The organism is Sandaracinus amylolyticus (assembly GCF_021631985.1).
Lineage (GTDB): Bacteria > Myxococcota_A > Polyangia > Polyangiales > Sandaracinaceae > Sandaracinus > Sandaracinus amylolyticus_A.
In genome coordinates this window covers 108,228-135,124 of sequence record NZ_CP070226.1, presented here as the reverse complement: position 1 = coordinate 135,124, position 26,897 = coordinate 108,228, and the positions used below count along the sequence as shown (strand labels likewise).

27 protein-coding genes and 2 pseudogenes are annotated in these 26,897 nt (G+C 68.2%); 17 read left to right on the top strand and 12 right to left on the bottom strand.

The window, feature by feature from the left end; genetic code table 11:
* Positions 1 to 50: 50 nt before the first annotated feature.
* Complete coding sequence (locus tag I5071_RS46180) at positions 51 to 1,664, bottom strand: hypothetical protein (protein WP_236607760.1); 1,614 nt, start codon at positions 1,662 to 1,664, stop codon at positions 51 to 53.
* Positions 1,665 to 2,913: 1,249 nt separating this feature from the next.
* Between I5071_RS46180 and I5071_RS46175 the strand changes: the two genes are divergently transcribed.
* The 12 genes from I5071_RS46175 (at position 2,914) to I5071_RS46120 (ending at position 12,597) form a co-directional block, all read left to right on the top strand.
* Positions 2,914 to 3,432 (top strand): winged helix-turn-helix transcriptional regulator, encoded by a 519-nt coding sequence (locus I5071_RS46175; protein ID WP_236607759.1) that lies wholly within the window; start codon positions 2,914 to 2,916, stop codon positions 3,430 to 3,432.
* Between the two features lie 414 nt (positions 3,433 to 3,846).
* Positions 3,847 to 4,380, top strand: a complete 534-nt coding sequence (locus I5071_RS46170; RefSeq protein WP_236607758.1) for a hypothetical protein — start codon at positions 3,847 to 3,849, stop codon at positions 4,378 to 4,380.
* A 51-nt stretch (positions 4,381 to 4,431) separates the two neighbouring features.
* Positions 4,432 to 5,268 (top strand): hypothetical protein, encoded by an 837-nt coding sequence (locus tag I5071_RS46165; RefSeq protein WP_206607019.1) that lies wholly within the window; start codon positions 4,432 to 4,434, stop codon positions 5,266 to 5,268.
* Between the two features lie 12 nt (positions 5,269 to 5,280).
* The gene (locus I5071_RS46160; protein WP_206607018.1) at positions 5,281 to 6,072 is read left to right on the top strand and encodes a hypothetical protein; all 792 of its coding nucleotides are present in this window, start codon (positions 5,281 to 5,283) and stop codon (positions 6,070 to 6,072) included.
* Between the two features lie 3 nt (positions 6,073 to 6,075).
* Complete coding sequence (locus tag I5071_RS46155) at positions 6,076 to 7,188, top strand: peptidoglycan-binding domain-containing protein (protein WP_206607017.1); 1,113 nt, start codon at positions 6,076 to 6,078, stop codon at positions 7,186 to 7,188.
* A gap of 18 nt (positions 7,189 to 7,206) precedes the next feature.
* Complete coding sequence (locus I5071_RS46150) at positions 7,207 to 8,073, top strand: hypothetical protein (protein ID WP_206607016.1); 867 nt, start codon at positions 7,207 to 7,209, stop codon at positions 8,071 to 8,073.
* 27 nt (positions 8,074 to 8,100) lie between these two features.
* Positions 8,101 to 8,559 (top strand): hypothetical protein, encoded by a 459-nt coding sequence (locus tag I5071_RS46145; protein WP_206607015.1) that lies wholly within the window; start codon positions 8,101 to 8,103, stop codon positions 8,557 to 8,559.
* Positions 8,560 to 8,578: 19 nt separating this feature from the next.
* Positions 8,579 to 9,256, top strand: a complete 678-nt coding sequence (locus tag I5071_RS46140; protein ID WP_206607014.1) for a hypothetical protein — start codon at positions 8,579 to 8,581, stop codon at positions 9,254 to 9,256.
* A complete protein-coding gene (locus I5071_RS46135; RefSeq protein WP_206607013.1) occupies positions 9,253 to 10,542 on the top strand; it encodes a peptidoglycan DD-metalloendopeptidase family protein in 1,290 nt (429 codons plus the stop codon). The genes I5071_RS46140 and I5071_RS46135 overlap by 4 nt, the downstream gene beginning before the upstream one ends.
* Positions 10,539 to 11,465, top strand: coding sequence for a hypothetical protein (locus I5071_RS46130; protein ID WP_236607757.1), 927 nt, complete (start codon positions 10,539 to 10,541; stop codon positions 11,463 to 11,465). Before I5071_RS46135 ends, I5071_RS46130 begins: the two co-directional genes overlap by 4 nt.
* A 68-nt stretch (positions 11,466 to 11,533) precedes the next feature.
* A complete protein-coding gene (locus tag I5071_RS46125) occupies positions 11,534 to 11,878 on the top strand; it encodes a lecithin retinol acyltransferase family protein (protein WP_236607756.1) in 345 nt (114 codons plus the stop codon).
* A 2-nt stretch (positions 11,879 to 11,880) separates the two neighbouring features.
* The gene (locus I5071_RS46120; RefSeq protein ID WP_206607010.1) at positions 11,881 to 12,597 is read left to right on the top strand and encodes a hypothetical protein; all 717 of its coding nucleotides are present in this window, start codon (positions 11,881 to 11,883) and stop codon (positions 12,595 to 12,597) included.
* 989 nt (positions 12,598 to 13,586) lie between these two features.
* Here I5071_RS46120 and I5071_RS46115 read toward each other — a convergent pair.
* The gene (locus I5071_RS46115) at positions 13,587 to 14,120 is read right to left on the bottom strand and encodes a hypothetical protein (protein WP_206607009.1); all 534 of its coding nucleotides are present in this window, start codon (positions 14,118 to 14,120) and stop codon (positions 13,587 to 13,589) included.
* Here I5071_RS46115 and I5071_RS46110 point away from each other — a divergent pair.
* On the top strand, positions 14,103 to 14,558 hold the full coding sequence (locus I5071_RS46110; RefSeq protein WP_206607008.1) for a hypothetical protein: 456 nt from the start codon (positions 14,103 to 14,105) through the stop codon (positions 14,556 to 14,558). The two genes, I5071_RS46115 and I5071_RS46110, sit on opposite strands and share 18 nt — an antisense overlap.
* Before the next feature lie 436 nt (positions 14,559 to 14,994).
* Here the strand turns inward: I5071_RS46110 and I5071_RS46105 are convergent, their stop codons facing one another.
* The 3 genes from I5071_RS46105 to parA all read right to left on the bottom strand — a co-directional run bounded on the left by I5071_RS46105 (position 14,995) and on the right by parA (position 17,012).
* Positions 14,995 to 15,597, bottom strand: a complete 603-nt coding sequence (locus I5071_RS46105) for a hypothetical protein (protein ID WP_206607007.1) — start codon at positions 15,595 to 15,597, stop codon at positions 14,995 to 14,997.
* Positions 15,598 to 15,913: 316 nt separating this feature from the next.
* The gene (locus I5071_RS46100; RefSeq protein ID WP_236607755.1) at positions 15,914 to 16,306 is read right to left on the bottom strand and encodes a hypothetical protein; all 393 of its coding nucleotides are present in this window, start codon (positions 16,304 to 16,306) and stop codon (positions 15,914 to 15,916) included.
* A 46-nt stretch (positions 16,307 to 16,352) separates the two neighbouring features.
* Positions 16,353 to 17,012 (bottom strand): ParA family partition ATPase, encoded by a 660-nt coding sequence (gene parA / locus I5071_RS46095; protein ID WP_206607005.1) that lies wholly within the window; start codon positions 17,010 to 17,012, stop codon positions 16,353 to 16,355.
* A gap of 1,520 nt (positions 17,013 to 18,532) precedes the next feature.
* On the opposite strand from parA, the gene I5071_RS46090 reads away from it, so the two are divergent.
* A complete protein-coding gene (locus tag I5071_RS46090) occupies positions 18,533 to 19,459 on the top strand; it encodes a hypothetical protein (RefSeq protein ID WP_236607754.1) in 927 nt (308 codons plus the stop codon).
* Positions 19,460 to 19,878: 419 nt separating this feature from the next.
* Here the strand turns inward: I5071_RS46090 and I5071_RS46085 are convergent, their stop codons facing one another.
* From I5071_RS46085 to I5071_RS47160, 5 genes and pseudogenes are all read right to left on the bottom strand, one after another.
* Positions 19,879 to 20,166, bottom strand: coding sequence for a hypothetical protein (locus tag I5071_RS46085; protein WP_236607753.1), 288 nt, complete (start codon positions 20,164 to 20,166; stop codon positions 19,879 to 19,881).
* A complete protein-coding gene (locus I5071_RS46080; protein ID WP_236607752.1) occupies positions 20,163 to 20,573 on the bottom strand; it encodes a hypothetical protein in 411 nt (136 codons plus the stop codon). Before I5071_RS46080 ends, I5071_RS46085 begins: the two co-directional genes overlap by 4 nt.
* A gap of 55 nt (positions 20,574 to 20,628) precedes the next feature.
* The gene (locus I5071_RS46075; RefSeq protein ID WP_206607002.1) at positions 20,629 to 21,609 is read right to left on the bottom strand and encodes a hypothetical protein; all 981 of its coding nucleotides are present in this window, start codon (positions 21,607 to 21,609) and stop codon (positions 20,629 to 20,631) included.
* Positions 21,610 to 22,210: 601 nt separating this feature from the next.
* A pseudogene (locus I5071_RS47165) lies at positions 22,211 to 22,453 on the bottom strand (transposase); the annotation flags it as partial.
* 94 nt (positions 22,454 to 22,547) lie between these two features.
* Positions 22,548 to 22,694, bottom strand: a pseudogene (locus I5071_RS47160) (IS3 family transposase); the annotation flags it as partial.
* Positions 22,695 to 23,053: 359 nt separating this feature from the next.
* Between I5071_RS47160 and I5071_RS46070 the strand changes: the two are divergent.
* Complete coding sequence (locus I5071_RS46070) at positions 23,054 to 23,488, top strand: metalloregulator ArsR/SmtB family transcription factor (RefSeq protein WP_329611189.1); 435 nt, start codon at positions 23,054 to 23,056, stop codon at positions 23,486 to 23,488.
* Positions 23,485 to 23,955, top strand: a complete 471-nt coding sequence (locus I5071_RS46065) for an SRPBCC family protein (RefSeq protein ID WP_206607170.1) — start codon at positions 23,485 to 23,487, stop codon at positions 23,953 to 23,955. Before I5071_RS46070 ends, I5071_RS46065 begins: the two co-directional genes overlap by 4 nt.
* 124 nt (positions 23,956 to 24,079) lie before the next feature.
* On the opposite strand, the gene I5071_RS46060 is transcribed toward I5071_RS46065, so the two are convergent.
* Entirely contained in the window at positions 24,080 to 25,045 is a 966-nt protein-coding gene (locus I5071_RS46060; protein WP_206606999.1) for an IS630 family transposase, read from the bottom strand.
* A gap of 87 nt (positions 25,046 to 25,132) precedes the next feature.
* Here I5071_RS46060 and I5071_RS46055 point away from each other — a divergent pair, with 87 nt between their 5' ends.
* The gene (locus I5071_RS46055) at positions 25,133 to 25,504 is read left to right on the top strand and encodes a DoxX family protein (RefSeq protein ID WP_206606998.1); all 372 of its coding nucleotides are present in this window, start codon (positions 25,133 to 25,135) and stop codon (positions 25,502 to 25,504) included.
* A gap of 533 nt (positions 25,505 to 26,037) precedes the next feature.
* Here the strand turns inward: I5071_RS46055 and I5071_RS46050 are convergent.
* A complete protein-coding gene (locus tag I5071_RS46050) occupies positions 26,038 to 26,844 on the bottom strand; it encodes a hypothetical protein (protein ID WP_236607751.1) in 807 nt (268 codons plus the stop codon).
* Between the last annotated feature and the right edge of the window lie 53 nt (positions 26,845 to 26,897).

Here is a 26,897-nt window from a genome sequence, read left to right as displayed (position 1 = left end):
GTGCAGCGCGCTCTTCAACCTGGCGCTCGGTGGGGTGCCGCTCCTATCGTTCAGGAGTCGAGGAGCCGTGCGCGTTCGAGTGCGAATGCCGGGGTGCGTACGTGCTCGGGGAACAGGTCCGCACAGCGCGCGAAGAGCCGCGCCCGTGTGCGGTACGGCGCTTGTCGCGCGAGCTCGCATGAGCTCGCTGCAAAGCCTTCCTCGACACTGCCACGCTCCGCACCGTACGCGATCGCTGCCTCGTAGAGTCGCAGCGCGCGCCGCTCGATCGCGCCATCGGTCAGCGCCTGGCCTGTCACGAGGTACATGCGCCATGCGTCGGCGGCGGCGCGGAAGAGCGCGCCACGCAACGCGCGGAACCGCAGGCCCGTGTGCTCGAGCGCGATCGCCGAGTGCGCGGGAAAGCCGTAGTGCGCGAACGAGATCGCCGCACGCACCGCGCCGAGTGCGCTTCCTGTCGTCATTGCGTGCCGCCACGTGTGCTCAAGCGCCATCGTGCTCGGCGCGTCGGCGGAGGCGCCCGCGAATTGCGCGCTACAGCCATTGGGAACCGAGCCGAGCTCGACGAAGAACCGGGGCCTCGCGCAGCCGAGCATTGCGGAAAGGTCGAAGTACGGCAGCACGAGGTGCGCCCGCGCCTCGTCGTGCGCCCAGTCAATGCGGCCCACATCGTTCGCGTGGCGTCCGCGCAACACGGATTGCGCGAGCACGCGCCCCTCGATCTCCATCAGCCGCTCAAGCAAGCACGGACGTACGAGCGCCGCATCCACCGGCTGCGCGGCGATCTCGAACCGTACCCAGGTACCGATCGCATGAGGCGCGATGCGGACCTCGATCACCAGCAGATCGGGAAACGCCGGCCTGGGCGAGTGCCCAAGCCGCGCTGCGAGCCGCGCGAGCTCGGGCCGCGAAATCGGCAGCGCGGCGACGAGCGACCCGCCGTTGAGCGGCTGCTTGGTGTGAAGGAGCATCTGGACCGCGCGCGCGAGCTGCGCTTCGGAGAGCACGCTCACGAACCATCCATCGTACGCTGGCCGGCCTTCGTTGCGAGCACGATGCCATGCCACGAGGCGCGCGGCGAGCTCGTACGCGAACGCGGCGGACCACGGACTGTCGGCGCGCGCCTCGCGATGTCGCCATGCGACCGCGCTCAACGCGTCCAGCGCCGCGGTGTCAGTGTTGCCATCGACTTCAGCGAGCGTGGGCGCGATTTGAAGCTCGTCGCACTCACTGTTTTTTGCGGCGCGCGATCGTGCGCCGGACGGCACGCTCACCGTCCGTCGGAGCATTTCGAGAAAGCGCCACAACCGGTTCGCTGCGTGACTTTGTTGATCACGAAGATTGCCATCACTCCACACAATCGCTTCGATGCGCTGCTCGAGATCGCCCGCGCGGAGATCGACACGCGTTCCTTCCACGACGAGCGCGTGTGTAGTGAGTACCCACGCAAGGCCGCCATCCAGCGGGAGCCGTGTTGCGACGACGCGCTCGTCGTGCTCCGAGCTCGGTCCGATCGCGTACGCCGCGAAGTAAGTGCGCACGAGCGCGCGATCGATGCGAGGCGCGAACGCTACATGCTCGTCCGCGAGCAAGCGCGTGGCGAGGCGAGTGGTGGTCGCGGGGTCATGGGGTCGCGACGGTTTATCGGAGATGGTTCGGTGCACGCGTGCTGATGCGAACGGGATCAGCCCGCGGATTCGCGGGTATCCCAATCGCAGGTAGGAACCCCACTGAACGCGGTCGGCTTGACCGAGAGCTCACCTGAATCCGGACAGGTGACCGTGACTGAAGGGCAGCGACCTTCCGAGTCGTCGTTCCGGCCAAGGGTTTCGGTCCCGCTATCACCACACATTTCTTCGGGGACTTCGGCGCCATCGCACACGGTCAGGATCGGATCGCCCGAGCAGAACCCGAGGTCACTGGCACCACACGCGACGGTGACCTCCGATCCCGGCGTACATGAGATCGTTTCCGCACCACGCCCGACGGTTTCATCAGCGGAGCACCCCACGGTTGACAGGGCGAAAATGCACGCGAGGACCTTAAATATCGAGCTCTTCATACGGCCTCCTCGCCGCGCGCAACGGCGCGGCGCGCGACGCCCAAAGCAGGCCGCGTGCCGTGCGATCATCGAGCGCCTCGATTGAGTGCAGCGACGAGCTCGACATGCCGAGCGGGTTCGTGCTTGCCGCAGGGCGATCGGGGATGGCGAGTGCGATCGTTCCACGTCGCCCACTCGTGCGCGCGAGCGTGGGGTCCGTCCGAGCCGCGCCTGGGCAGTCGTGCGTTGCCCGCGGGACTACAGCGCTGTCGCGCCGTCTACGAACGGGGATCCCTGTGCGGCACGCGGACGGTTCGAGGGGGCTTACCGAAATTCCTGTTTGGCTACCGCTCGGCCTCAAATCATGGGTCCATTCGGACGTGCGGGATCGACGACGACCAGTATCCGGACCTGCTCCTGTCGGACCATTCCGACTATTTTCCGGCGGAGGCGAAATACTGAACTGATTTCAACGACATCCCGCGGGGACGGTACGAAACTCTTCCGGCGTTCACGTCGACAACTTGGGCATGTCGACGCCTTCTTCTGTGGAGCTCTGCCCGCGCGAGCAGCTTTTCGCGGATGACACGTGGAACACGCTCACGGATCCTGAATCGCGCGTCGCGGCGATCGTGGCCGCAGGGCGCGCCGACCCGCGTGGCGTGCCGAGCACTGGCGTCGTGATCGCGGTGCGAACGCCCGTTCGTTGGTGTGCGACGCCCACGGGCGTGCGCGGCGTCGTGATCGTCGGGCACGAGGTGATCGCTGCGCACGCAGCGCTCGGCTACGAGGCCGTGCCTGCGCAGTTCCTCCCGTCGACGACGACCGAGCTCGACGCGCGGCTCCGGAACTTCCTCGCGAACAAGCCCATCATGACGACGTACGAGCGCGCGCTCGGCGTGCGTGCGCTGCGCCTGCTGGACGTGACGCCGACCGAAATCGCGCGCCGCACCGGCCTGTCGCTGTCGACGGTGAAGCGGAGCCTTCAAGCGCTGGAACGCTTGCCGGTGCCTGCGATCGACGCGTGGCGCGATGGGCGGCTTGCGTGGCGCGACGTGCGCAGCCCTCCGCAGCGACCGGAGGCGTGGGTCGAGGCGCTCACGCGGACACGAGCGTCGGTCGAGCGAGGCGAGCTCTCGCCGGAGGACGAGGAGAGAGCACGCAAGCCCGCCGTCGGTGTGCGGCTCATCCGCCGTTGGCTCCGCGCCGTGATCGAATGGGAGAGAAGGCAAGCCTTCCCGCCGAACACGTACGAGGCAGGCGTGGCCGCCGGGAAACGCGAGCTGCTCGAGAAGCTCGAGGCCGTGTGCAGCGGCGCAACGGTCGAAGACGAGATCGGTCTGCTTTCGCCGCCGCGTCCTCGTCGGCGCCGGCGTCATCGCCGTCCTTGATGACGCTTACCGTCGGCCGAACCGAGAGCTCGGCTGCGCGCTGTCGCGAGCGCCGAGACTCGGTCTGTCCGAGGGGCTCGGATGCATGCTCGGGTTTCCAGGATGTAAAATCGATCCCGGTGCGAATTGCAGCAATTCGCGCCGGGCCCCTCATGAGGGGCCCGCGGATTGCTGCAAGCGATATCTAAGTGCGCGAAACTAGAACGTGTCCTGAGGCGCGAAATTGCAGCGGTCCCGCGGGATCGGATGAGAGAGGGGCCCGGCTGTTGTGGCATGTCCGTCGAACGATGTTGCGTAGTCAAATGACACGCTCAAGAACACGAAAGACGGTAGTCGACGGACGTTCTTGGTGTTTTGAGATCGCGAGTCGACAGGCATCTTGGAGGCGCAATGGCGGGGATTACTCGCGAGTACGTGGACGCGCTGGAGAACGCGCTCGCACGAGCGCGTGACGCGCAGATGACGGTGATGAGGACCGCGCGTGAGCGCGTCGAAGGGATGCGCGAAAACGTCGATGATGCCGTGGGAAACCTGGTCGCAGCGACGGAGGTTTTCGGCTCGTCGATGGTCTTCGGCAGTCTTCGCGAATACGGGTGGGGCGAGGTGTGGGGGATCCCCGTCGACGGTGCGTTGAGCGTCGGCGGTCTGTTGACGGCGACGGCAATGTCGCTGTCGGACAAGGACAACGTCTACAAGCCTCACGTGCTCGCGTTCACGTATGGAGCGATGGGCTCATGGGGAGCTGCGTCCGGTGCGACGCTGATGCGTCGCCTAACGCGGCCCGATCCCGCGGTACCGGCGCTTCCTCCGCCCGAACAGCCCCAGGCACCGCAGCTGCGGGGCGGCGCGGCGGCGCAGGGGCACGTGTTACCTCCGGGCAATTCGCCGCCGCGGGGCGTGATGCTCGCGGATATGGCGCTCGCCGACGCAATCGGCCGCATGCGCTGAACGACGCCGGCAGGCGTCACGACACAGGCACCAGCACGAGCGGGGTGAGTGATGTTCGAAGACGATTACGCGGCTTCGGCAGGAGACTATTTCGAGGTCGGCGGCGCCGAGGATTACGCCGCGATCGCCGGAGCTCTGGACTGGATCGCGCAGGAGCAGGGCTTCGCTTCCGGAGCGGAGCTGCTCTCGGCGCTCGAGGGCTACGGCTACGGCGGTGAGGCGTTCCCGGGCGACGGGTACGGCGGCGAGGGCTTCGTCGGGTACGACGACGAGGCGTATGCCGGAGCTCCGACGGTCGAAGACGTGCTCGCTGCGTCGGTCGGCGCTGCGCGTCGTCGTCGTCCGATGCCGGTGCGCCGGCTCGGACGCCCCGTGCCGATGCCGATGCGTCCGGCGGCGCGTCCGCCGCTCGCGCCGCGTGCGATCTCCCCGGTGCCGATGCGTCCGGCCGTGCCGCCGCAGCGCGCCGCGCAGGCCGTCGCGCGTCTTGCGTCGGCTGCCCGCAGTCCGGTGCCGACGCGCGGTGCGCGTTCCCGTCGGCCGGAGGACCGCATTCCGTTGAACTTCTCGTCCGAGACGCCGCTCACGCCGGGACAGCTCATCACGATCGCGGTGCACCCGCAGGTGAAGCGATTCGAGGTCGACCAGCTCGTCATTCCGAGCACGATCGGCAACGACTTCGTCTGCGAGCTGACGGTCGGCAAGAACCCGCAGCGCGCAGGGTCGCAGTCGATGACGCCTGCGATCGTGTACTCGGAGCTGTCGAAGGTCGGCACGTTCGGAGGCCAGGTCTGCGAGCTGGGAAAGCAGATCTCGATCGCCGTCCAGAACATCGGCACGGCCGATCGCCGCTTCATCGGCTCGGTGTTCGGGTGGGCCGAGGAGTGAGCTCGGGCCGCGATGCGTCGCGTGGTGTTCGACTGCGCACTTCGCGACGACGACGTGCGCGCGCGTCGCTATCGGGAGCGAGCGCTGTCGGTGCTGGTGAGGGCGCTCGCGGAGGTCAACGCGGCGTACCTGCGTGAGCATCGGGACGCGCGCTTCTCAGTGCTTGGCGATCGTCTCGCGTCTGGTGAAGACGGCGGCGAGTGGGGCTCGGTCCCGCACCTACTCGCGACGGGAGCTGCGGGACCGATCGAGCGCGCATGTTGGCGCGCAGCGGATCGAATCGTCGCCGGCCGCGACCCCGCCGCCGAGCTGCGTGCAGCAGAGGGTGCGGCGCAGGCGATGTTCGTGGGTCGGCCGACATCGTCGATCGCGCTGACGGTCAAACTGTTCGAGTCCGAAGCGGCGCGCGCGCGAAGCGAGCGATCGCTGCGGGCGATGCTAATGGCGCTGTCGGCCATCAATACGCTGTATCTGCGGGAGTATCCGCAGACCCCGTCACTCTACGAGTCCGGCGTGGTCTATCGCGCCGAGCCGTTGCCACAAGAGCGATGGCAGGCGTTGCCGAGCCTCATCGAGCAGGGGTTTGGCGACTGCGAAGACCTGTCGTGCGGTCGCGTGGGTGACCTCGTCGTGCGCGAGGGAATCCAGGCGCGTCCGGACTTTCGATTCACGCGATTCAACGAGCAGGGGCACGTCGACGATCGGGGGCGGTTCAGCCTCTATCACATCGTGGTCCGTCGACCGGATGGTTCGATTGAGGACCCGTCAGCGCTGCTCGGCATGGGGATGAGCCTGGAGGTCTGAGCCATGAGTCCGATCCCGCTGCTGCTCTTGGGCGGCGGCGCGTTGGCCGCGTTGGTCGCGGTCGCGAGTCGTCGTCCTGCCCCTGCTTCTGCGTCGCCGCCTGCGCTGCCGCCGGCAGCGCCGAACTCGGTGCTCATGAACGATTTCCTCGCGCGGCTCGAGCCGTGGCTCGCCTCGCGCCCGTCGCCTGAGCAGATCGAGGAAGTTGCGGAGCAGCTCGAGACGCGAGGATGGCACTCATCCGCCGTGACCTTGCGATTAATCGCCGCAGAGCGGCGCGCCGAGGCGGCGCAGTCGTCGTCGGCGCCGGCTGCGATCGCGCCGGCTCAGCCTTTGCCGAGCGCTCCGGCGCCCGCGATCCCGCCGCCTCCGCCGCGTGAGCGTGAGACGTCCGCGCCGGCCGCAGGTGCGACCAGCGACGACCTGCTCGAGGGCGAACTCGCGCGGCTCGACGCGGCATCGCGCGAGGAGTTCGGCCGCGCGATGCGCGTCGCGAGCGCGTCCGATCTTCGACGCTTCGCGCCCGAACTGCGTGCACGCGGCTACCCGCGTCTCGCGGATGCGTTCGAGCAGCGCGCCGCGTACCTGGAGCGTTCAGCCGTTTCGCCGCCTCCGCCGGGATCGGCTGCGCCTGCATCGTCGTCGATGTCGGCGGACCTTCCGCCTGCGTCACCCGCGACTGATGTTTCGCCGTCACGGTCGACGACCGCATCGCCCGCGCCGCCTGCATCGCCCGCTGCGGCTCCGGCCCCGCCAGCGGCCGAGCCGCCTCGACGCACCGATCACCGCGCGCCGGCACCATCGTCGACGTCGGAGCCATCGCGGCCCGATGCGGAAGCGCGTCGCCAGAACGTGAACGCGCCTGGTGGTGCGGGTGTGGACCTCGCGCTCGCTCGGCGTCTGGCGCCGCAGATGGGGGCCGAGATCGCGCGGCAGGGCTTCGTGTATTCGAGGCAGAAGCTGCAGCGGTTCCAGCGTGCGGCGGGCTTGCAGGCGGATGGCCTCTACGGAGGCACCACGAGGGGCGCGCTCGTGTACTTCGGAGTCCGAAACGCACCCGCGCCGCTCTTCGCGCCGCGCGAGACCGTTTCCTATCAGCCGCCCGGTCGGGCGTGAGGAGCGAGGAAGACGACGATGCGGCCTCTCTACGTGGGAGAGTACCCGTGCCGGATCACGGTGCGTCGGGACGGGTCCCGATGGATTGCGATCGCGACGCTCGAGACCGCTGACGGTCCCGTTCGCTTCGCCGCGAGCGCGGACGAGAACACCATCGCGCATGCGCTCGCGACGCGAGCTGCGGCGGCCGGCTTCGACTTCGGGCAGGTGTTTCGTCAGACCGCGCGCACTGCACGGCAGCTCGCGCAGTCGCGCGCGGTGCGCGACGTCGCGCGCGTGACGAGCGATGTCGTTCGCCAGCCGATCGTACACTCGCTCGTGTCGATGGTGCCCGGTGTCGGGCCGGTTGCGGCGGACACGATGAGAGCGGCGACGACGCTTCTCGACCGCGGAAGCCGCGGTGACCCGCGCGCGCTCGCGAATCTCGGAACGCTCGCGGCGTCTGCGCGTCGCGGCAATCCGCTCGCAGGTCAAACTATCGCCGTGCTCGCGACCGCATACGGCGCGCAGCGTGCAGCGCGATCGGCGCGCGCGCGAGCTCGCGCTCCTCAGCCGGCATCGGCACCGGCGGCATCATCGAGGCCACAGCAGACGTTCGGGGACCTGGTCGGTCTGTTCTCCGGTCTGTTCGGCGGTCGTGCGGGCGCGGTTCCGCCCTTCCCGCCCCCGCCGCCTCCGTCATCGAGCCCAGTGGGCGACGCACCGGAGGTGCGCGAGTCGTGGCGCGACGTCCCGCCCGAGAGCCGGACGCCTGTGGAGCATCGCGCCGCGTACGAGGCCGCCGTTCGCGTCGGCGTCGGCGAGCAGTACCGCGACGCGGCGACCGCGGGCGCATGGGAAGGCGCGCGCTGGCTTTGGCGATCCCCGATGGCCTCCGGCTTCTAACGCCGCTCTCAACCCGAAGGAGAACCAATGCCGATTTTGCTTCGCGATGCCCTGTGGGCCTGCGCGCGCGTGCGCGTCGAGCAGACGCCCGGAGGTGGATCGAACGTTCGTGTGTTGCGCACGGAAGGCTTCGAGCCGAACGGTGAGCTCGTGCGCCCCTGGAGCGTCGAGGGCCTCGCTCGCCCCTGGGCGCTCGATGGAGCCGCAGCGGTGCACCTGCGGCTCTCGCGCTTCTCTCAGCTCGACCCTGGCGACTCGTTCGTGACGGTCCAGACAGTGCGGCCGAGCGCGTATCCGTACGTCGAACAACTCGAGGTCGAGCACCGCGACGATGGAGCGATCGCGGTCTACGCGTGGCCGTGGCTGCGCGTGGGCGAAGGGCCGGATGCGAGCTTGGAAGCGCCGCCGTGCGCGTTCGAAGTCGACGTGCTCGTGATGCGGGTTGCCGCGCGCGACGTGGTGCTCGCTGCGCGACAACCGCAGTAGCGCGTGCAGAGGAGCGAACATGCGCGGCGATTACTCCGAGCTCCTCGAGCACGGCGCGATCGGTCGTTCCGCTGAGGTGTGGCCCGGTCATCGCGAACAGCTCATCCGTCTCCCCGGCGGCGATGAGGCGGCGACGCGCGTCGTCACCGTGTGCCTCGTCGGTCCCGAGCTCGCCGACCCTATTGCGACGACGATCATTCTGCCGGGAACTCATGTGGTCGCCGAGGTTCAGTGGGGTGTCGGACCCGCTGTCGCGACCGCGGAAGTCGACTTCGTGCGCGGCGCTCAGTTCACCGTCTGCGCGTCGGGCCTGCACGTGTCGGCGCGTGTCGATGGCCCGACGGATGTTCCGGCTCCGCGCTATCGCGTGGGTGCGTTCGCCGGCTACGGGGCGGCGAGCTCATCGTCTCCGCGTCGCACCCTCTACACGAGCACCGAAGCCGCTGCAGGTGGCGCGTTCCAAGCCTCGATCGATCTGCCGCCGTTCGCCGCGTATCTACGCGCATTGCGCGGGCCCGCGCGCCGCGTGCCGATGGCGATCTCTTTCATCGATCGTGCGCTCGAAGAGCTCGCTCGCATCGAGGTCACAGCGGACGTCGAACCTCCGCTCGTGCCGGTGCCGAATGGCGCGGCGCAGGTGACGATCGCGACGCCCGAGCCTGCGCCGTGCGTGTGCTGCTTCGAGCTGGCGCTATGACGCTGTTCCGCGATGCGCCGTGGCTCTCGCAGCCGACGTGCTCTGCGCATCCGCCGATCGCGATCGAGCGGATGCGGATGACGACGGTGGTCGGCTGGCGCCGGCGTCCGAGCGGGTGGCGTTGGCACGCCGGCCTGGACCTCCTCGGTGGCGTCGGGACGCCCGTTTACGCGGTGCGTGATGGCGTCTGTGTCATCTCCGTTCCCGACGGCTCGCCGGGCTTCGGCGGCTACGGCGTGAGCATCGTGCTCTGGCACGAGCAGGACGGCGTGTTCACGCACTACGCGCACCTGTCGCGGCGGCACGTCGAGGCCGGTGCGGTCGTGCAGCACGGCGATCTGATCGCGGAGGTTGGTCGCACGAGCTCGGGCAGGTTCGCAACAATGGGCGCGCACCTGCACTTCGAGGTGCGGCGACAGGTCCCGCTCGAGCTCCGTGCGCGACTGCGGTCGCGCGCCATCTCGTACAACGGGCGTCGCGTCGTCGAAGGCTCGCCGTATCCCGGCCCGCGCATCGACCCGCTCGAGCCGGTGCGGTTCAGATCTGTGTGGGTCAATCCGCTCGAGTACCTCGCGACGTTCGGGATCGCGGGGCCGGTGCTCCCGTGGGGCGAGCACGCCGGGCGGTTTTCGATCGTGCCGGGCTCAGCGGCGGATCGATGCACGCACGGGCGTGTGGCGTCGCGACCGTCGATGTCCGCGCGAGCTGGTGCGCTCGCGCCCTCCCCTTACCCCGTCGTGTCCATCGAGCCGCTGCCGGATGTGCGCGATGGGATGGATGAGGGGCCGCCCAATGAGCGCGATACGCACGCCGCGCACGTCGGCATTCAGTGGCCGGGGCACGTCGAGGCACGCATGCGCGAGGTGCACGCGTCGATCGATGCGCTGAGTCGCGACCTGCTGCGCGCCTACTACCGCCAGGTGATTCCGTTCGACTTCTTGCAGAACTGGAAGTCGTGGCGCGAGAGCTGGCTCGCGCTCTACCGCGAGCGCGGGCCCGACGCGCCGCTCACGCGGCGCCTCGCTGACGAAGTCGCGACCCGTGTCGAGTCGTACGCGACGGCGCTCGAGGACTGGCGCGCGCGAGCACACGCGCGCGGCGTCGAGCTGACGGCGCCGTCGCTGCCGGCACTGCGACCCCTACGAGGACCGATCGAGAGCCTCGCAAACGGCGCGGGAGACGGTGTTCGCGATGCGGCGAGGTCGATCGCGACGACGGCGACGGTCGTCGGTGTCGCCGTTGCTGTGGTGGGTGGTCTGTACCTCGTTGGGAGGATGACGACGTGAGTATCGTTCCGCTTTCGGGCGATTCCGAGCTCCACCCTCAGGCATTGGCGAGGCGAGTGCCGGAGCACTTCGGTCCGTGGCTCGCGCGCGCGCTCAGCGCGGACATCGTGGACGCGGGCCGACCTTCGCGCCTGACGCTCTTGCATCTCTGGCACAACGGCCGGTCGAAAACGGTCTCGCACTGGCCGCTCGGCGATCAGCCGGTCGCTGCCGAGCTCGCCGCCGAGGTCTGGTCGACCGTGTGCGATCACGCGAGCGCGTTTCCGGGCCGCGCTCAGCTCTACGAGGTGGTCGTCCACTACGGGCCCGAGTACGCGCCCTATGCACGGATGCCGGTGCGCGTCTCCGGCCCGACCGCGCCCGCGAACGATGCCTCCGACGACGCCCTGCGCGGCGAGCTCGTCGTCGACGCCGACGCATCGCTGCGCGGTCTGCTCGCGCAGATGATGCGGCACCTCGAGAACCGCGAGCGGCTCCTCGTTGGTACGGTGGGCGAATACCTCGCGCACGATCGGCGGCTGCTCGCCGACAAGGACACGCGCATCGCCGAGCTCGAGCAGCGCGAGGTGCGTGTGATGGATCTCGCCGAGAAGCTTCGCGATCGCCAGCACGAGCGCGACATGGAGATCCGTCGAGCGAGTGCGCGAGAGAAGCAGACCGGCGAGCTCATCGGTCACCTCAAGCTGCTGGTGCCCACGATCGCCAATCGCATCGCCGGCAAGACCGTCATGGTGGACGCGGTGAGCGGCGCGGAGGGCCAAATCAAGGCCCTGCTCCAGTCGCTCGAGCCGTCGCAGCTCAACGCGATTCTCGGCGCGCTGAACCCGGCGCAGCAGCAGGCGGTGTTTACGCTCGCGCGCATCTATCTCGCGCCCGAGGCGAAGTCCGAGAGCGACGCAGCGAAGCCCGGGGGCGCGCCGTGACGCCGGTGGAGCCGTTCCCCGGTGCCGTGGTCTGCGTGCGCGTCCGCGGGGTTTGGCACGAAGGAATCGTGACGGACCGGAATGGCCCCGACGGCTGGCCGCAGGTCGTGCACAAGAGCAAGCGTCGCGGCGTCGTGGCGGAGGAGAGCTGGAGCGAGTTTGCGGCGGGGCGCCCCGTGCACGTCATCGGCTATCTCGGCACCGCGTCGCCCGACGTGGTGATTGCGCGAGCGCGCGCTCGCATCGGTGAACGCTGGTCGCCGCTGCGGAACTGCCAGCACTTCGTGCGCGCGTGTCATGCAGTCGTCGAGTGCTCCCCCGACCTCGATCGTGCGTGGCGACCCGTCGTGCCGATGATGCTCGCGCTCACTGCATACGGCGCGTTCCGACTCGTGGCGAGTGGAGGCGCGTAGGCGTGCCCACGCAGAAGCAGATCGCCGCGCAGCGCAAGGCGCTCGACCGCGAGCGCGAGGCGGCGCATCGCATCGCAAACCGCGAACGTCTGCGTGCGCTGCGCGAGCAGCTTCGCGCCGCGAAGGCTGCCAGTCGCGAGCGGCAGCACGAAATCCGCGACGCGTGTCGCGCCGACCGAGCGCAGCTCCGCGAGCGTCAGCGCGCCGAGCGCGACGCGGTCCGTGAGCGTCATCGCGGCGATCAGGCTGCGGCGCGGAAGTTGTGCACGTCGCGGCGCGACGACGCGCGGGATCAGATCTCGCGCGCGATCACCGCCGCGATGGATGCGTATGCGACCGAGCGCAACGACCAGCGTTTGATATTCGGGGACCCTGCTCGCGCGCGCTCGAAGTCGCGCGCGACCGCGAGCGAGCGGCGTCGCGAGAGCGACGACGAGGTGCGCAACAACATCTCGCCGGAGTTCGTGCCGGTCTTCGACGCCGTGCGCGGTCGCATCCGCGACAGCGAGCGCCGAAGCCGGACGGAGGCGTTTCTCGAGTGGGTCCACGACCACTCGGCCGACGTCGACGAGATTCTCAATCGCCAGCTCACGGAGGACCTCCGGCGCCTCGAGCGCGAGGAGCGCGTGCTCGTTCGCCAGTTCCAGCGCAAGCGCGGCTCCGCGAAGGCAGCGAAGGTGAGCCGGTTCGCGGCGGCGTTCGACGAGGTCCCGTTCTGATGTCGGGCGAGCGTCCGATGGACGCGGTGTGCGTCCGCGATCTCGCCATTCGCGACGCGTTCGAAGCGCTTGGGAGTCGTCGGCTTGCGCGCAGTGGCCACGCCATCCGCGAGGCGCAGGCGCGCGCAGCGATAGCCGGGGCTCGCGGTGATCGCCCAGCACGATCCCTGACAGCTGCAGCTGCGGGTGTGCGAGGCGAAAGATGATCGCCCGTGACGGATCCGTCGACGATCTGCTCGGAAGCGCCCGAACAGCCGCTGATCGAGGGGAGTACGTACGAATTTCACCCCGTCAGCTTGCGTTCCGGTCGAATCCCTTTCGACACCCGCAGGGCGTGTGGTACCGACAACACATCACGTGACTGGTCACGTGATCCGGGCCTGCGGGTCCGGGAGTGCTTCGAGCCCGAAAGGGCGAAGCCCCGAACGACGGGTCGAAACGTCGTCCGGGGCTCCTGAAGCGGTGGCGTATGCGGCGCCTACGCTCTGATGAACTTCCTAGGCCGAAGTCCGTCCGGACTCAACCATTTTCCGCGAAGCCGGGAGGCAGCGAATGCGCAGATCGCGCGAATTCGCTGACGGTTTCGCTCGCGCTCTGACGCGTCGAGCTTCGTGCTGGCGATCGTCTCGAGCGCTCGAAACGCGTGGCGACGGATCGGTCCGTCGCTTGAAGAGCTCGTCCATCGCGGACGTGGAGGCGCCATCGCGGCGTAGTCACTGAGGCCCAGAAACGCTGAAACCCGAGTGCTGGGAACACTCGGGCTTCGGTAGTTCGCCGGACCTGACCAGGGGATCGGCCTGACGAAGCTACGGGAGGACTCCCGTGAGAGCAAGCGGGGACGTTCGTCCGTCGAACGGACGAACGTCTCCGCGCTCTCGGGAGGCGAGCTCAGCTCGCAGGACCGCGCGCGGTATCGCGCGACGGTTCCTCCGATCCCGTCTGTCCCGCCGCCGCCCTCCCCTGCTTCACGCCTCAAACCCGGTGAAAAGTCAGCGGCCGAGGTCCGAGACCAGATCGCGGCGCTCGTAGCCGCGGCTCCGGTTTTCGATCCGAAGACCGGCGCAGAAACGGAGCCTCTCGCGCTCGAGGAAGCGCGAGAAGCGGTTCACGGCGCCAAACCCTACCGGCAGCCGCGCCGATCGAGCGGATCGCAGCGTGACGCGTACCGGCGCGAGCTCGCGCGTACGGCCGAAGAGGCGCAATCGCCTTCGAGATCGACTGCGGCGGACACGCCTCGCCCCAAGCGCGTTCGTGCGCCACGTCCGCTCGCGGCGAAGACCGAACGGCGGATCCGGTTCGAGCACAAGCTCGCGCGCGAGGGCGCGACCGACTGCAATCCTCGCGACCTGCCGGACCACGCCTTCGCTCGCGTCCGGACCATCGTGCGAGGGACGCGGCGTCAGGCCGAAAAGAGCCTCGCTGAGCTCCCGCGGTGCTACGCGCTCCGGGTACGTCGTGCTGCGCTCGGGATCGAGCGCAAGCCCGGCGGCGGATGGACGGCCCCGGTGCGCGATCTCGGGCACATCCGGGCGCGTGAGGTGATCGCTGCCGGTGTCCTGCTCTACCGCCTGGGCTTGCCCACGCGGCGCCGGGGTTACGCGCGCGTTGTGGACGGATTGAGCCGCGGGATGCTCGCGAACGCGTTCGAGGATCCGCGCTCGCTCAGGACCTACTCGGTCCAGTACCTCTTCGGAACGAGCTTCCGGCGCGAGGCGCCTTGGTGGGACTGCGGGGCGTTCGTGGCGCTCGAGCGCGCCGGCGCGATCGCGAAGGTGCAGCCTCCGGCCGATCAGGTCCCCAAGGCCTGGGTCGGCCCGAGCGGCTTCGCTTTCAACGAGTACTGGCTGAGCGCGCTCGCGTGCTCGCCTGACGTGCATGCGGACGAGCGTGAGGACGGCTCCGGAGAGGGCTCTGACGAGCCGGTACCCGAGGCCGGGCCGGACCCGCCGCCGCTCGCCTAGTGGTGCAGAGAGTCGCCGTGAGCTTCCGGAGTTGAGCCCGGAGGCCGAGGTCCGTCCACGGGCATCACCTACATGTCGACGAGCACCGTTTTGGGCGTGCCCGAGCTCTGTCGGCGACGGTTTCCATGACCTCAGACGCCGCCTGACGTCGGACCAGAGCCGGCAGGAGTCGGCTGCGAGCGAGCGAGACAGCTGATCGCATACAACCGCGCGCCGAAAGCGGCGCTCGTTGGAACCGGGCGCTGCTTGGAGCGAGCAGTAAATTGCATACAACAGCTGTACGGTCTGTCCGCTCTACGATCGGAGACCACTGAACGAGCCCCCTTCGGGGTCTCGAACGGTGCGCGCTCCGCGCGCGTCCAAGGATTTCCAGGCGCTTACGCGCCTAGGTTTCGCATCTAAACGAGCGTTTCTCGTGCCAGCTCGGCCGCGAGGATCAGGTCGCCGGCTCGGTTCTGGAATCGGCGCGTTCGTTCGTCGCGGAGTTTGGAGCGGTCGACACTTCAGGGTCGGGAGCTTTGCTCTTCCGCTCGAAGACCTGAACGCCGGGCTCGAGCAGCACGAACCCTTCCCTCGTCGGCGGGCCCATCTTGCCCGTGATGGACGCCACCCAGTCAGGCAACTCCTTGGCTGCCTGCTCGAGCTTGTTCCAGACGCGCGGGCGCATGGCGATCGAAACGGCACGGCCGTCGCAGTCGACCCGGAACTCCTTCCAGCCATCCTTCGCGCGGGTCATCACCCCACGGGGCAGCTCGCTCAGCTTCAGCGTCACGTCGAGCCGAGCCGGCGTCAGCCCTGCGGGGCGGAGCGCTCGAGGTGGTGCCGCGCGTTGAGGCGAGGAGGCCTCGCTCGGCGCCGGTGTCGGCGGGTTCCGCGCCTGTTCGAGTCCCTCACAGACGTCCGCGCACCGCAACAGCAGCGGCCCTTGTCGCTCGGGGGATTCGTAGCCCGCCATCCGGGCGGCGTCGATGGCGTCGCCCTGCGCTTTACCCAGGTAAAGCGCGACGAAACGCGCCTTCTTGCCTGAGAGAGTGATCACGGGGCGATTCTAGCGCCGCCTCAGATCAGACAGCTGGTCGTCGTGATCTCGTGGGAGCGGGCGCTTCAGCTGCCGCCACCGGCGAACTTCGGCTCCGCTTCCACCACCGATCGAGCCTACCCCGTGGCACTGGGTTCACGCGCCCGCCGACGGGCTCGGTCCGCGCGAGGGGCTCCGCGGCACAAGGCGTGCGAGCGTCGCTCGACGCCTTTCGGCGAGCCGTGACCCTCGCTCGGAGTGCAGGGATCGCCTGCGGTACGGCTTGAACCCTGGTGATTTCGGTGAAGTGGGCGCCCACGAGACGGGCTTGGCAGCTTCAGCGAGCATTCCGCAGGTGGAGCTCAAGCGCTTCCGCGATCACGTCCGACTGGCTCCGCTCGTGTCGAGCGCAGTACATCCGGAGCTGTTCGTGAACATCGTCGGCGAGAAAAACAGTCGTCGATCGCAGCGACTTGCCATCCTTCGCGCGCCGGTACGGATCCGCCTTGCTCCCTTTGCCGCGCGGGTAGTTCGCCGAAATGCGGGCTTCACGCGGAGCCTCCTGCTTCGCCGCGCTGACCTTGCGCGTCCCGGTCGGAACGGTGGTGGGCGCCGGCTCCACGGGTGACGTCGAGGGCTCGATCGGCGACTCGACGGCAACGACTGGGGAAGCAGCCCTCTCCGCGGCGTTGAGACGCTCCTCAAGAAGGCGCGCCTCTTCGTCAGACACGACTTTGCGGGTCCCCGGCTTGCGAAGCCCGAGTGCCGGCTCGGAGTTACGCGACATCTACGGCCTCCATTTCGAGCAGGTCTTCGACTTCGTCGACGAGACGCCGCAGCTCGTTCGCCGCGGTGCTGCCGCCCTCGTACGTCGTGATCCCCTCGCCGGCGGCGAGTGTTTTGTTGAATGCTACTCGCGCGCCGAGCGAAGCCTTCAATACGGGCAGACCAGCTTGCGAGAGCGCATCGCGCGTCTTCTTCGTCATCGCGGTGCGATCGACACGATTCAGGACGATCGCGCCGCGGAGGTCGGGACGGATCGCCTGAGCCTCCTGCACCGCGTCAATTGAGCCGCTGAGCGCCCAGATGTCGGGCGTCGCAGGAGCACACGGCAGGAGCACTGCGTCAGCGACGAGCAGGGCGCCGGCGGTCCGCTTGCCACCCGCGCGACCAGGGCAGTCGACGACGACCACATCGTACGCTTCAGCAGCGCCCGGAAGGTCGCGGCGCAGGTTGTCACCCATCGCGATGACCGTTGGTGCCGCCAGATTGAGTTCGGCAGCGACCTCACCCCACGTCAAGGACGTTCCTTGTGGATCTGCGTCGACGAGGAGAACCCGTTTGCCCCGAGATTTCCATTCGGCGGCGAGGCACACCGCGATGGTGCTCTTCCCTGTGCCGCCTTTTTGCCCGGCAATCGCAACGATCGTGGTCATGGCGAGAGCGAGCTTATGCCACGATCGCCTAATCGGTCAAAGAGCTCGTGAGCTTGTGGACCTGTGAGCCTGTGAGCCTGTGAGCCCGTGAGCTTGTGAGCCCGTGAGCCTGTGGGCTCGTGAACTTGCGGGCCTGCGGGCCTGTTAGCTCGTGAGCTTGTGGGTTCGTGAGCTTGTAGGCTCATGGGTTCGTGAGCTTGTAGGCTCATGGGTTCGTGAGCTTGTGACTCTGTTAGCCCGTGGGCTTGTGGGCTTGTGGGCTTGTGAGTCCTTGGGGGCCGTGAGCTTGGTAGCTCGTGAGCTTGGTAGCTCGTGAGCTTGGTAGCTCGTGAGCTTGGTAGCTCGTGAGCTTGGTAGCTCGTGAGCTTGGTAGCTCGTGAGCTTGGTAGCTCGTGAGCTTGGTAGCTCGTGAGCTTGGTAGCTCGTGAGCTTGGTAGCTCGTGAGCTTGGTAGCTCGTGAGCTTGGTAGCTCGTGAGCTTGGTAGCTCGTGAGCTTGGTAGCTCGTGAGCTTGGTAGCTCGTGAGCTTGGTAGCTCGTGAGCTTGGTAGCTCGTGAGCTTGGTAGCTCGTGAGCTTGGTAGCTCGTGAGCTTGGTAGCTCGTGAGCTTGGTAGCTCGTGAGCTTGGTAGCTCGTGAGCTTGGTAGCTCGTGAGCTTGGTAGCTCGTGAGCTTGGTAGCTCGTGAGCTTGGTAGCTCGTGAGCTTGGTAGCTCGTGAGCTTGGTAGCTCGTGAGCTTGGTAGCTCGTGAGCTTGGTAGCTCGTGAGCTTGGTAGCTCGTGAGCTTGGTAGCTCGTGAGCTTGGTAGCTCGTGAGCTTGGTAGCTCGTGAGCTTGGTAGCTCGTGAGCTTGGTAGCTCGTGAGCTTGGTAGCTCGTGAGCTTGTGTTTTGCCTCGAGGGGGAGCACATCGCGCTCCCTCTGCGCGGTGACTGTTTTCACTACGTTTCTCCTTATCGGACACGTGGCCGCGACGAAGGCGCGCTCGAGCCGGGTAGGGGGGCGTTCGCTGTCAGTCCGCAGCTCGGGCTTTGGGCAGGTCCGTCATTGAACGCGACGAAGCCGCCCCGAGCCATCGCGCCCGAGCGCTCGAGCCGCTGAGCCACCCCCGAGTTCGCGGCGCTGTTCGAGCTGCGGCGGGCTCCGGAGATCCGCCAACGGCGCGCGACTACGACTGGCCGCCGTCGCGTCGGTCGACAACACGCTGCGCCCCGACCGCGCGGCGCGATCGTGGGATGCGCCCGGCATCAAGCGCCGTCTCGGTGCGAGCAAGAAAGCAGCGACCTCGATTTGCGCAGCGTTCGTAACAAAGCCGCGTGTGGCGCTGTGGCAGAGCCCGCGCATGCCGAGGGCGATGCGAGGTTTGGTCGGATGCGTGCTGTGGATCGCGATCGTCGTGGGATGCGAGCCAGGAGCCCGAGATGCCGGCGAGGTCGGCGGCGAAGAATCACCCGCAGCGCGCTTCTGTGAGGCGCTCGGAGACTACGCCGCGCAATGCGCACCGACCGCGTGCGACGAGGCGCTGATGGCGGATTGCTCGGCGCTCACCGGGCTCGTCAACGAGCCGTTCTTGAGCGCCGCAGCGAGCTGCGTACGCGAGGGGAGGCCACCCGCGGAGTGCGCGGTCGAGTCGACGCGCGCGCTCGCGCCGACCGACGCGCACCGGAGCTTCGCGAGCGCGTTCTGCGAGAACTGCGCGTTCGGGGTGTCGGGCTGCACCGAGTTGCTCGCGGGCGCGGAAGGCGAGGGTGACGAGCGCCTGCGCGCAGTACGCTCGGTAGTGGCGCCGCTGGGTGAGCCGCTGATCGCGAAGCTCGAGGCCGAGTGCACGAGCGGGCGTGCGACGTGCGCGGCCGGCTTCCCGAGCTGCGCGCAGCGCGTGCTGGTAGCGGAGGCGCTGCCGACCGAGACGGTGCGGTGCTTGATGGATCAGCTGTTGGGGCGCGCCGAGGCGCCGCCGCGCGAGGCCGAGTGTCGGATCGACGTCGCGCCCGATCGTGATGGCGGGGGCGGCACCGGTGGCGACGCGGGCATCATCGAAACCGACCCGGTGCGCGACGCGGGCACGCGCGACGCTGGCGGTGGGGCGTGGTGCCCTGCCGACGCTCCCTATCCGCGGCGGTTTGGCGAGAGCGCCCCGCGCGACGTTTGCAGCGACGAGTTCGTCGCGTGCTGGGACTCGTGTCGCGGCAGCGAGTGCGACGCGTGCTGGGATCTCGACCCCGAGTGCTACTCGTGTTGGTACCAGCGAGTGGTCGACGCGTCACTCGATCTCGGTTGCGCGAGTTCATGGGAGCTCTTCGCATGCTGCGTGAACGTCGCGTGCCCTGAGGACTCGAGCTGCGTGAACGATGCGTGCGCGGCGCGGTTTGAGGATTACCAGGCGTGCACGCGTGGGCTGCCTGATCGCGTGTTTCGCGACGCGCAGGATGCGTGCATTCTGGGCCGCTGAGGCGAGATCGCTCCCAGCCGCAGGCGCTGCCACGTCCGACCGGTGCGATCAGTGCCGAGTGTTCGGTCCGAACGAGCGCGGCGACGTCGTCGGTCGCGCGGCGTTCGGGGCACGTCGCTTGACCATGGGCACCCGACGCTGCGCCGCAGCTCGGACAACCCAACGAGAGCGGCCACGAAGTTCCATACTTCGCGTTCGGCCCCTCGCAAGCTGCCAGCGCATGAGCTGGTGAGTGCGCGCGTCGTGGCGCTCTACGCGCGGCGTGGTGCTCTACATCGCGGGCACCGACGCGAGCTCGGGCGCGAGCTGCCAGAGGTCACGACGAAGCTGATCTCGACGGGCCGCGATGACCCGAGAGCACCGACGGTGGCTGGGGCCCTGCGCCGCGTCAGCTATCGCGTGAACGCCTGCGAGCTCACTCACGACGCTCGATCGGTGCCCGCCGCGGTGCCGCGCCACAGCACCGTCCAGTCGCCGCCGAAGCGCCTGCGCGCTGGTGCAAACACGATGGAGAGCACGCTGAGGAGGGCGCCGGCAGCGACGCTGTTCACTGCCGCGGCGAGCGGGTACGAGAGGACGAAACGGCGCGACCATGAGCCGTGCGGCGAGCGGAGGTTCGCGCGCCGCACAGCTCGGGTCACCTTGACCGCGGCGCATCTTCGCGCAGGACGGGCGCGATCGATGCGAATCAGCAGGGCTTGTTTCAATAGAACACCGCGCACTCGCGGATCTCAAAGCTGGCCTCGAGAAGGTCCGGCGTTTCCACGCGGACACGATGAACTCCGGATTCGAGTGGCGCTCCCGACGGATCCTCGAGCCCGAGGAGATAGGAGCCATCGGGTTCGGGGGCGATCTCGAGATCGAGGAGGGGACCTCCTCGCCAACGATAGACGGTGAATCGCCGCGATACAGGCTCGACACCGAGGACGCGGAACCGCAGCGCCGCGGGCCGGCCATTGACTGCGGCCACGACGTTCGCATCGAGCGCGAGGCGTCGTTCGTCCGACTCGAGATCGGGGGGCAGATCGGCCCGATGCGCATAGAGAGGTGGGCAGGTGGGCCCGCACGCCACGAGGGCCAGCATCGTGACGCCCAACCACTCGCGCGTCGTCACGGCGCCTCGTCTCGGCAGCGGACGAAGACGTCCCATGTGAAGCCCGCTTGACCGATCACGGCGACGAGACCGCCTCGCACTCCGATTCATCGCGCACCTCGAGCGCGCGACAGACGCCCTCGATGCACGCGGGGAGGAGCATGGGGTGCGGGTCGACGCACTCGGGGCACGCGACGATGCGAGGACAGCGGCGCCAGCGGCCGACGGCGTCGCGGCGCATCGGGCGAAACTCGGTCGCGCCGCAGTCGCAGCACGAGCGCGAGTCGACGACGCAGTCGGCGTCGCGGGAGCACCACGTCATGTCGGGCGAGGGTCGGGGCGGGCCAAGATCCGCAATGGCGAGGCAGTCGTTCTCGGGATCGCAGAAGGGCGTCCCGAGCAGGCAGGAGGGATCGCGCGGGTGGCTCACCAGGCGCGGCCGCGCTCCCGGGACGATCACGCGAAAGTCGGCGTCAGGCTCGGCGCAGAACGCCTCAGGCGCCTCCTCGACCAGCCGGCATCGTGCCTCCACGCACGCGACGTTCAGCGTCGCGAGCACGGCTGCGTCCTCGGCGCAGGTGCGCGGCTCGCCGCAGAGCCGCTGGCGCCACCGGTCGACGGAATCACCGCGCAGTGCGCGCACGTCCACGGCCTCGCGCCCGCAGCACACTGTATACGCCGCCGTGCACTCCGCATCGCGCGCGCATCGCTCCAGCGCCGCCGGCGCGGCGGTCCGCGGTACGAAGGCGTCGATGCGGAAGCAGTCCGACGGCGCGCACGAGGCCTGCCTCTCGCTGCACTCGGGATCGCGATCGACCCTCACCGCCTCCCGCCGTTCCGATAGCACCACGACGTACTGCGCCGATCGCCCGGCCGAGCCCGCATTACTCGTCGCATCCACGGCGCTCTCGACCGCCCCCGCGTCGCTCGGACCGGCATCGAGGCCAGCATCGATCCCCGCGTCGAGCGCGCGAGTGCGTGGCACCGCGGCTCCGGGCCCCGAGCTGGCTCCGCACCCGACACCCGCGAGCGCGACCGCGACGACCAACCACCTCATGTGCGCGTCGGACGCATCATGCGCCCGATCGGTCTCTCGGAGGTGCGCCCCCGACGCGAGCCGCGCGCACGACCGACGGCGGTCCTCTCATCGTGGCCGCGGACGCCGGATGCTGGCCGCGAAGTCGGCTGCTGGGATGGAAGCCTATGAGGTGCTCGCGTCGATCTCCGCCGCGCAGCGGATGCACACGTCGTTGTGGCATTCGCTCCCGGTCGGGCACGCGTCTTCCGCACCGCACGCCGAAGCGCAGATGCCCCGCGCGTACGCGGACGCCGCGAGCTCGACGCAGTGCGGCGCGTCCGGGGCGCACTCCTCGTGTAGCTCGCACTGCCCGCCGAAACCGTGCGGCCGACGGCGGAGTCGACGGGCCCGCTCGTGTCGGGGCGACCGTCATCGTCGGAGCCGCACGCGGCGAGCAACGCCAGCGCGACTGAACCGAGGACGAAGGATCGACGTGGCGCGCACCGACGCGCGCCGCCGAGCGGCGTTCGATCATCGAGGATCGTCGACATACACCTGCTCGCGACGAGCGCGGCGGCGAGTGCCTGTCGAAACGGTGACGCGACGTGAGCACGCCGCTCTGGCGATGCGCACGCGGGCCCATCTGCAGACGCTTGTTCTCGCGTCGCAGACGCTGGAGCTCTTCGCGCTCGTTCGTCGTCAGCGCGCCAGTGTCGCTCTTGCCGGCGTCGACCTCGGCGCGGCGCACCCAGTCACGCAGCGCGGTCTCCGTGAGGTCCAAGTCCTTCGCGACCTGCCCGACCGTCCTGTCGCCGACCGCACAGAGGCGTACGGCTTCGGCCTTGAACTCCGGACTGAACTTCCTGCGCTTCCTCTTCACCATCGAACACTCCTCGCGCATGCTCGCGCGTTCCGGGGTGTCCACGGAAGCGGGGGAGGATCATCCTGTAGCCGCGAGCGTCGAGTCGTCGGTTGTAGAAGACCTCGATGTACTCGAAGACCGCGGCTCGGAGCTCGCTACGACTCCGCCATGAACATGCGCGCACGAGCTCGGTCTTGAGGGTCGCGAAGAATGACTCGGCGACCGCGCGGTCCCAGCAGTTGCCCTTGCGGCTTATGCTCACGACCGCGCGGTGGGCCTCGAGCGCAGCGCGGTACTCGGCGCTCGTGTACTGACAGCTGTGGTCGGAGTGGTGCAGCAGCGTTCCGCAGGGACGCCGTCGGCGCACCGCCCATCGAGAGCGCGCTCAACGGCAGCGTCGTGCTGAGCGTGGTGTCGAGTGCCCGTCCGACGACCGCTCGCGAGTAGAGGTCGAGGACGACCGCGAGGTAGCACCAGCTCTCGTCGGTCCAACATACGAGATGTCCGAGACCCAGCGCTTGTTCGGGCGCGTCGCGCTGAAGTCGCGATCGAGCACGTTCGACGCCTTTGCGTGCGTCTCGTTCGCACGCGTCGTGACGCGGAAGCAACGCTGGCACAACTATGCACTTGACAGTGCGTAACGACTCAGTTACACGACAGCGCGTGAACGATGCCGCTAGCGCCCTGTCTGACCCGATAAGGCGGGAAATCCTCCGCATGCTCCGGGATGCGCCCCGGAGTGCAGGGGCGATCGCGGGAGCGTTCAGCGTGACGCGGCCCGCGATCAGCAGGCATCTGCGCGTGCTGCGCGAGGCGGGGCTGGTGGTGGACACTGCGCAGGGGCGCGAGCGCGTGTATCGGCTGGAGCTCGGGCCGCTGGTGCCGATCGAGGAGTTCATCGCCGAGCTGCGGCGCGATCCGGCGAGCGAGTGGGAGCGCCGGTTCATGGCGCTCGACACAGAAGTGCATCGAGTGAAGCGCGAGTCGAAGAAGCGCGCGGCGGTGACGCGCGTGGTGGATCAACAGCGAGAGCGATGGAAGGAGAAGACAAGATGAAGAAACCGACGGGACGGCTCGAGGGCAACGACGTGGTGCTGACGCGCAGGTTCGAGGCGCCGATCGAGGATGTGTGGACGAGCATAACGAAGAGTGAGAGCACGGCGCGATGGTACGGTTCGTGGACGGGCACGCCCGGCGCAGGAAACACGATCAAGATCAAGATGTTGTTCGAAGAGGACGGGCCGCCGTCGGAGATGCACATCGACGCGTGCGAGCCGCCGCGTCGGTTGGCGCTGACATCGAAGGGCGTCTACGGCGTGAAGCTCGAGATCACGCTCACGCAGACGGGCAGCGTGACGGAGCTGCGGTTCGTGCATCACTTGACCGATCGCAAGCTGGCGCGCGATTTCGGACCGGGCTGGGAGTACTACTTGGACAACTTGGTCGCAGCGAGCGCGGGGGAGAAGCTGCCGACGTTCGACGAGTACTACCCGTCGATGCAGGAGCACTACTCCGACGCGTAGTGTCGGCCGACGAGTGCCGCGCCGATGAGGTGCGGGCCGGGCGCGACTCGCGTACGCGATCGGACTTCGTTACTCACATTCCGTGTGGCTAACGATCGGACTTCGTTACTCACATTCCGTGTGGCTAAAGAGGCAGTCGCGCGCCGCGGATGAAGCCGTGCAGGAGGTCCTGCCGCTTGGCGATTCCGCCGAGCGCAGCGCGTACGCCACGCTCGAGCGCATCTCCGTTCATCGGGCAGGAGTTCGCGAGCAGATGGTGCTTCGCGTAGCGCCAGACCCACTCGTCGGGGTTGAGCGTGGGCGCGTAGGCCGGCAGCAGGATGAACTCAAAGCGCGCATCACCCTCGAGGCGCTTGGCGACCGTACGGTGGGCGGAGAGCCGGTCCCACACGAAGGTGACGGGACGGCGGACCGCTCGCTGGACTTGGCGCACGAAACGCTCGATCTCGTCCGCGTTGAAGTTCCCGCGCAGCAACCGGAAGTAGAGCCCGGTGCGGTGCGCGTGCGGCGAGATCGTGATCGCGCTGATGGCCGAGACTCGGTCGTACCGCGCGCCGCAGATGAGCTCCGGTGTCTCGCCGCGTGGCGCCCAGGTGCGAGGTGAGGACGGTTGCAGCATGAAGCCGCTCTCGTCGCTCAGCGCGAGGACGCGACCTTCCTGCTCGCTTTTCTTGATGTGCGGCCACTTGACGTCGCGGAACCGCTCGACCGCCTCCGTGTTCTGCTCGCGTGCGCGGCGTACCGCCTTCTGCGGGCTGAAGCCGAGACTGTGCAGCGCGACGTGCACGTTCGAGATCGAGTAGCGAACATCGAACTCGCGCTCGATCACGTCGCGCACCCGCCGCAGAGTCCAGAGTTCCGTTGGAAATTCGCTCGTACGCGCGCCCAACTGAAGAAGCGCCGCGAGCTTCGCCCGGTCGGTATCGCTCAAGCGGCTCTTGCCACCAGCGTTGGGGATCGGGTCGAGCGCGTCGTCGCCGCCTTGCTCGAACATCTTCGTCCAGCGCGCGACAGACCGCCCACTGCGATGGAGCGCGACGCCGAGGCGACGGCGACGTTTGAGCTCGGCCTTACTTCCGGTCGGTCGCACGACGGAAGGAGATCACGGGTCGATCGTCGTGTCGATCCCCTTCCGATCCGTTCGCCGGCTGGAACATCAGTAGGTCAAGGAGGCGTCATGAATCTCGTGCTTTGGATCCTGCAGGTTGCGCTCGCGCTGCTCTACCTCGCCGCCGGCGGCATGAAAGTGTTCACGCTTGAGAAGGCCCAGGAGGACTTCCCATCGATGAAGGCGCTGCCGAATGCGTTCTGGAATGCGAGCGGCATCCTGGAGATGGTGTGCAGCGTGGGGCTGATCGTTCCGTCCGCCTTCCACATCCGGCCCATGCTGACGCCCGGATTCGCGACGGTGCTGGCGATCGAGGCCGTGGTGTTGAGCGGCCGGCACGTGAAGTTGAAGGAGACCTCACCCGCGATCTGGAGCGGGATATTCGCCGCGGCCGCGGCGTTCGTCGCGTACGGGAGAATCGTGGTGAGCCCGATCCTCTGACCGGTGCGCGCGCAAAAGGGACCCCATGCGGCGCCGGCGCGAAGTCTCATGCTCCGCACGAGTGCTCGAAGAAGCGGACGACGTCATCGAACCCACACGTCGGGGGCCCGATATGCGAACTGAGGCCGTCTTTGGAGGTGGCCCCGAACGGCGCTCGGATGGCTCGACGGGGCCAATATCGTCGTAATAGTAATGAACCCGTCCCGCTGCACTCCACACTGTTTGTTCAACAGCGGGTCGAGATCATGAGCTCGACCTCGCCCAAGCTCAGGACGCTGGAGGTCGGACTCATTGATTTACACTGTCCGTCCGCGAGCAAGAAACGCAAGCGTCGGCCGCGGGCCGCTCGCGATACGCGCGCTGGACGTCATAGGAGGTACCGAGTGAGCGGTGGGCGTGTCGCGTTCTTCCACGATCCTGGAGCGCAGCGGATCGCGGTGATCGGCTTGAACGTCGAGCCCGGGAAGTAGCTCTCGTAGATCGTGCGATCCCGGTTTCGAAGCCTCGATCACGGAGCTGTACTTAGCGAGTACTTAGCGAACCTGGATATTCGCGCTGTATCCGCCGCAGACGCCCGCCCATCCCGCCGCGCGCACACGCACGTAGAGTGCACCGGAATCCGTCGTGGTGTTGCATTCCGTGTCCAATGCGACGCGGTCGCTCGCGACGCCCGCGGACGTGCAGCCGCGACCGAGCATGTTGTCGGAGCCGCCCGCGGTGCAGCGGGACGTGTCTCCGCCTGCATTGCACACGTAGTACGCAGCGATCTCGTAGTTCGGGCCCGCAGGAGCACTCACGATCTCGGCGACGATGATCGGATTGCCGTCGAAGCCGCCGTCGACCACGTCCACCCGGTACCAGTCCTCGTCGGACGCAGTGTGGATGGTGCCCTCGATCGTCATCGCCGGGGGATCGTCGGAGTCGTCGACTGCGCCGAGTGCAGGCGCGGCGCTGGGTGAGTCGTTCGGCTCGTTCGAGTCGCCCTCGCACACGCACATGCCCGACACGCAGCGCTCCCCCTGTGTCGCATCGCACGTGCCGCAGCTCCTCCGGCGACCACAGCCGTCGTCGACGAGCCCGCAGATCGCATCCTGCTCTTCGCACGTCATCGGAGTGCACGCGGTGAGCCCGCACGTGCCGTCGGGTTCGCAGATCGCGTCCGTCCCACCGGGGCACGGGGCGCCGCATCCCAAGCGGCATCCGGTCGCCGGGTCGTTCTCGCCGTCTTCGCGACAAACTCCATTGCACTCGTGCTCGTCCGGTCCGCAGCCGACCGAGCTATCCTCGTCGACGACGTCAGCGTCGAGCGCCGCGTCTCGACTCACGCTCGCGTCGCGCATGTCGCCGTCACTCGGCGCGGCCGGAGCACCACATGCCGAGACAGCAACTGCGA

Coding starts and splice junctions, on each gene's coding strand:
- I5071_RS46175 (WP_236607759.1), top strand. CDS start 2,914: ATGACGACGTACGAGCGCGCGCTCGGCGTGCGTGCGCTGCGCCTGCTG.
- I5071_RS46165 (WP_206607019.1), top strand. CDS start 4,432: ATGTTCGAAGACGATTACGCGGCTTCGGCAGGAGACTATTTCGAGGTC.
- I5071_RS46160 (WP_206607018.1), top strand. CDS start 5,281: ATGCGTCGCGTGGTGTTCGACTGCGCACTTCGCGACGACGACGTGCGC.
- I5071_RS46155 (WP_206607017.1), top strand. CDS start 6,076: ATGAGTCCGATCCCGCTGCTGCTCTTGGGCGGCGGCGCGTTGGCCGCG.
- I5071_RS46150 (WP_206607016.1), top strand. CDS start 7,207: ATGCGGCCTCTCTACGTGGGAGAGTACCCGTGCCGGATCACGGTGCGT.
- I5071_RS46145 (WP_206607015.1), top strand. CDS start 8,101: ATGCCGATTTTGCTTCGCGATGCCCTGTGGGCCTGCGCGCGCGTGCGC.
- I5071_RS46140 (WP_206607014.1), top strand. CDS start 8,579: ATGCGCGGCGATTACTCCGAGCTCCTCGAGCACGGCGCGATCGGTCGT.
- I5071_RS46135 (WP_206607013.1), top strand. CDS start 9,253: ATGACGCTGTTCCGCGATGCGCCGTGGCTCTCGCAGCCGACGTGCTCT.
- parA (WP_206607005.1), bottom strand. CDS start 17,012: ATGACCACGATCGTTGCGATTGCCGGGCAAAAAGGCGGCACAGGGAAG.
- I5071_RS46090 (WP_236607754.1), top strand. CDS start 18,533: ATGGCGGATTGCTCGGCGCTCACCGGGCTCGTCAACGAGCCGTTCTTG.
- I5071_RS46075 (WP_206607002.1), bottom strand. CDS start 21,609: ATGAGGTGGTTGGTCGTCGCGGTCGCGCTCGCGGGTGTCGGGTGCGGA.
- I5071_RS46070 (WP_329611189.1), top strand. CDS start 23,054: ATGCACTTGACAGTGCGTAACGACTCAGTTACACGACAGCGCGTGAAC.
- I5071_RS46065 (WP_206607170.1), top strand. CDS start 23,485: ATGAAGAAACCGACGGGACGGCTCGAGGGCAACGACGTGGTGCTGACG.
- I5071_RS46055 (WP_206606998.1), top strand. CDS start 25,133: ATGAATCTCGTGCTTTGGATCCTGCAGGTTGCGCTCGCGCTGCTCTAC.
- I5071_RS46050 (WP_236607751.1), bottom strand. CDS start 26,844: ATGCGCGACGCGAGCGTGAGTCGAGACGCGGCGCTCGACGCTGACGTC.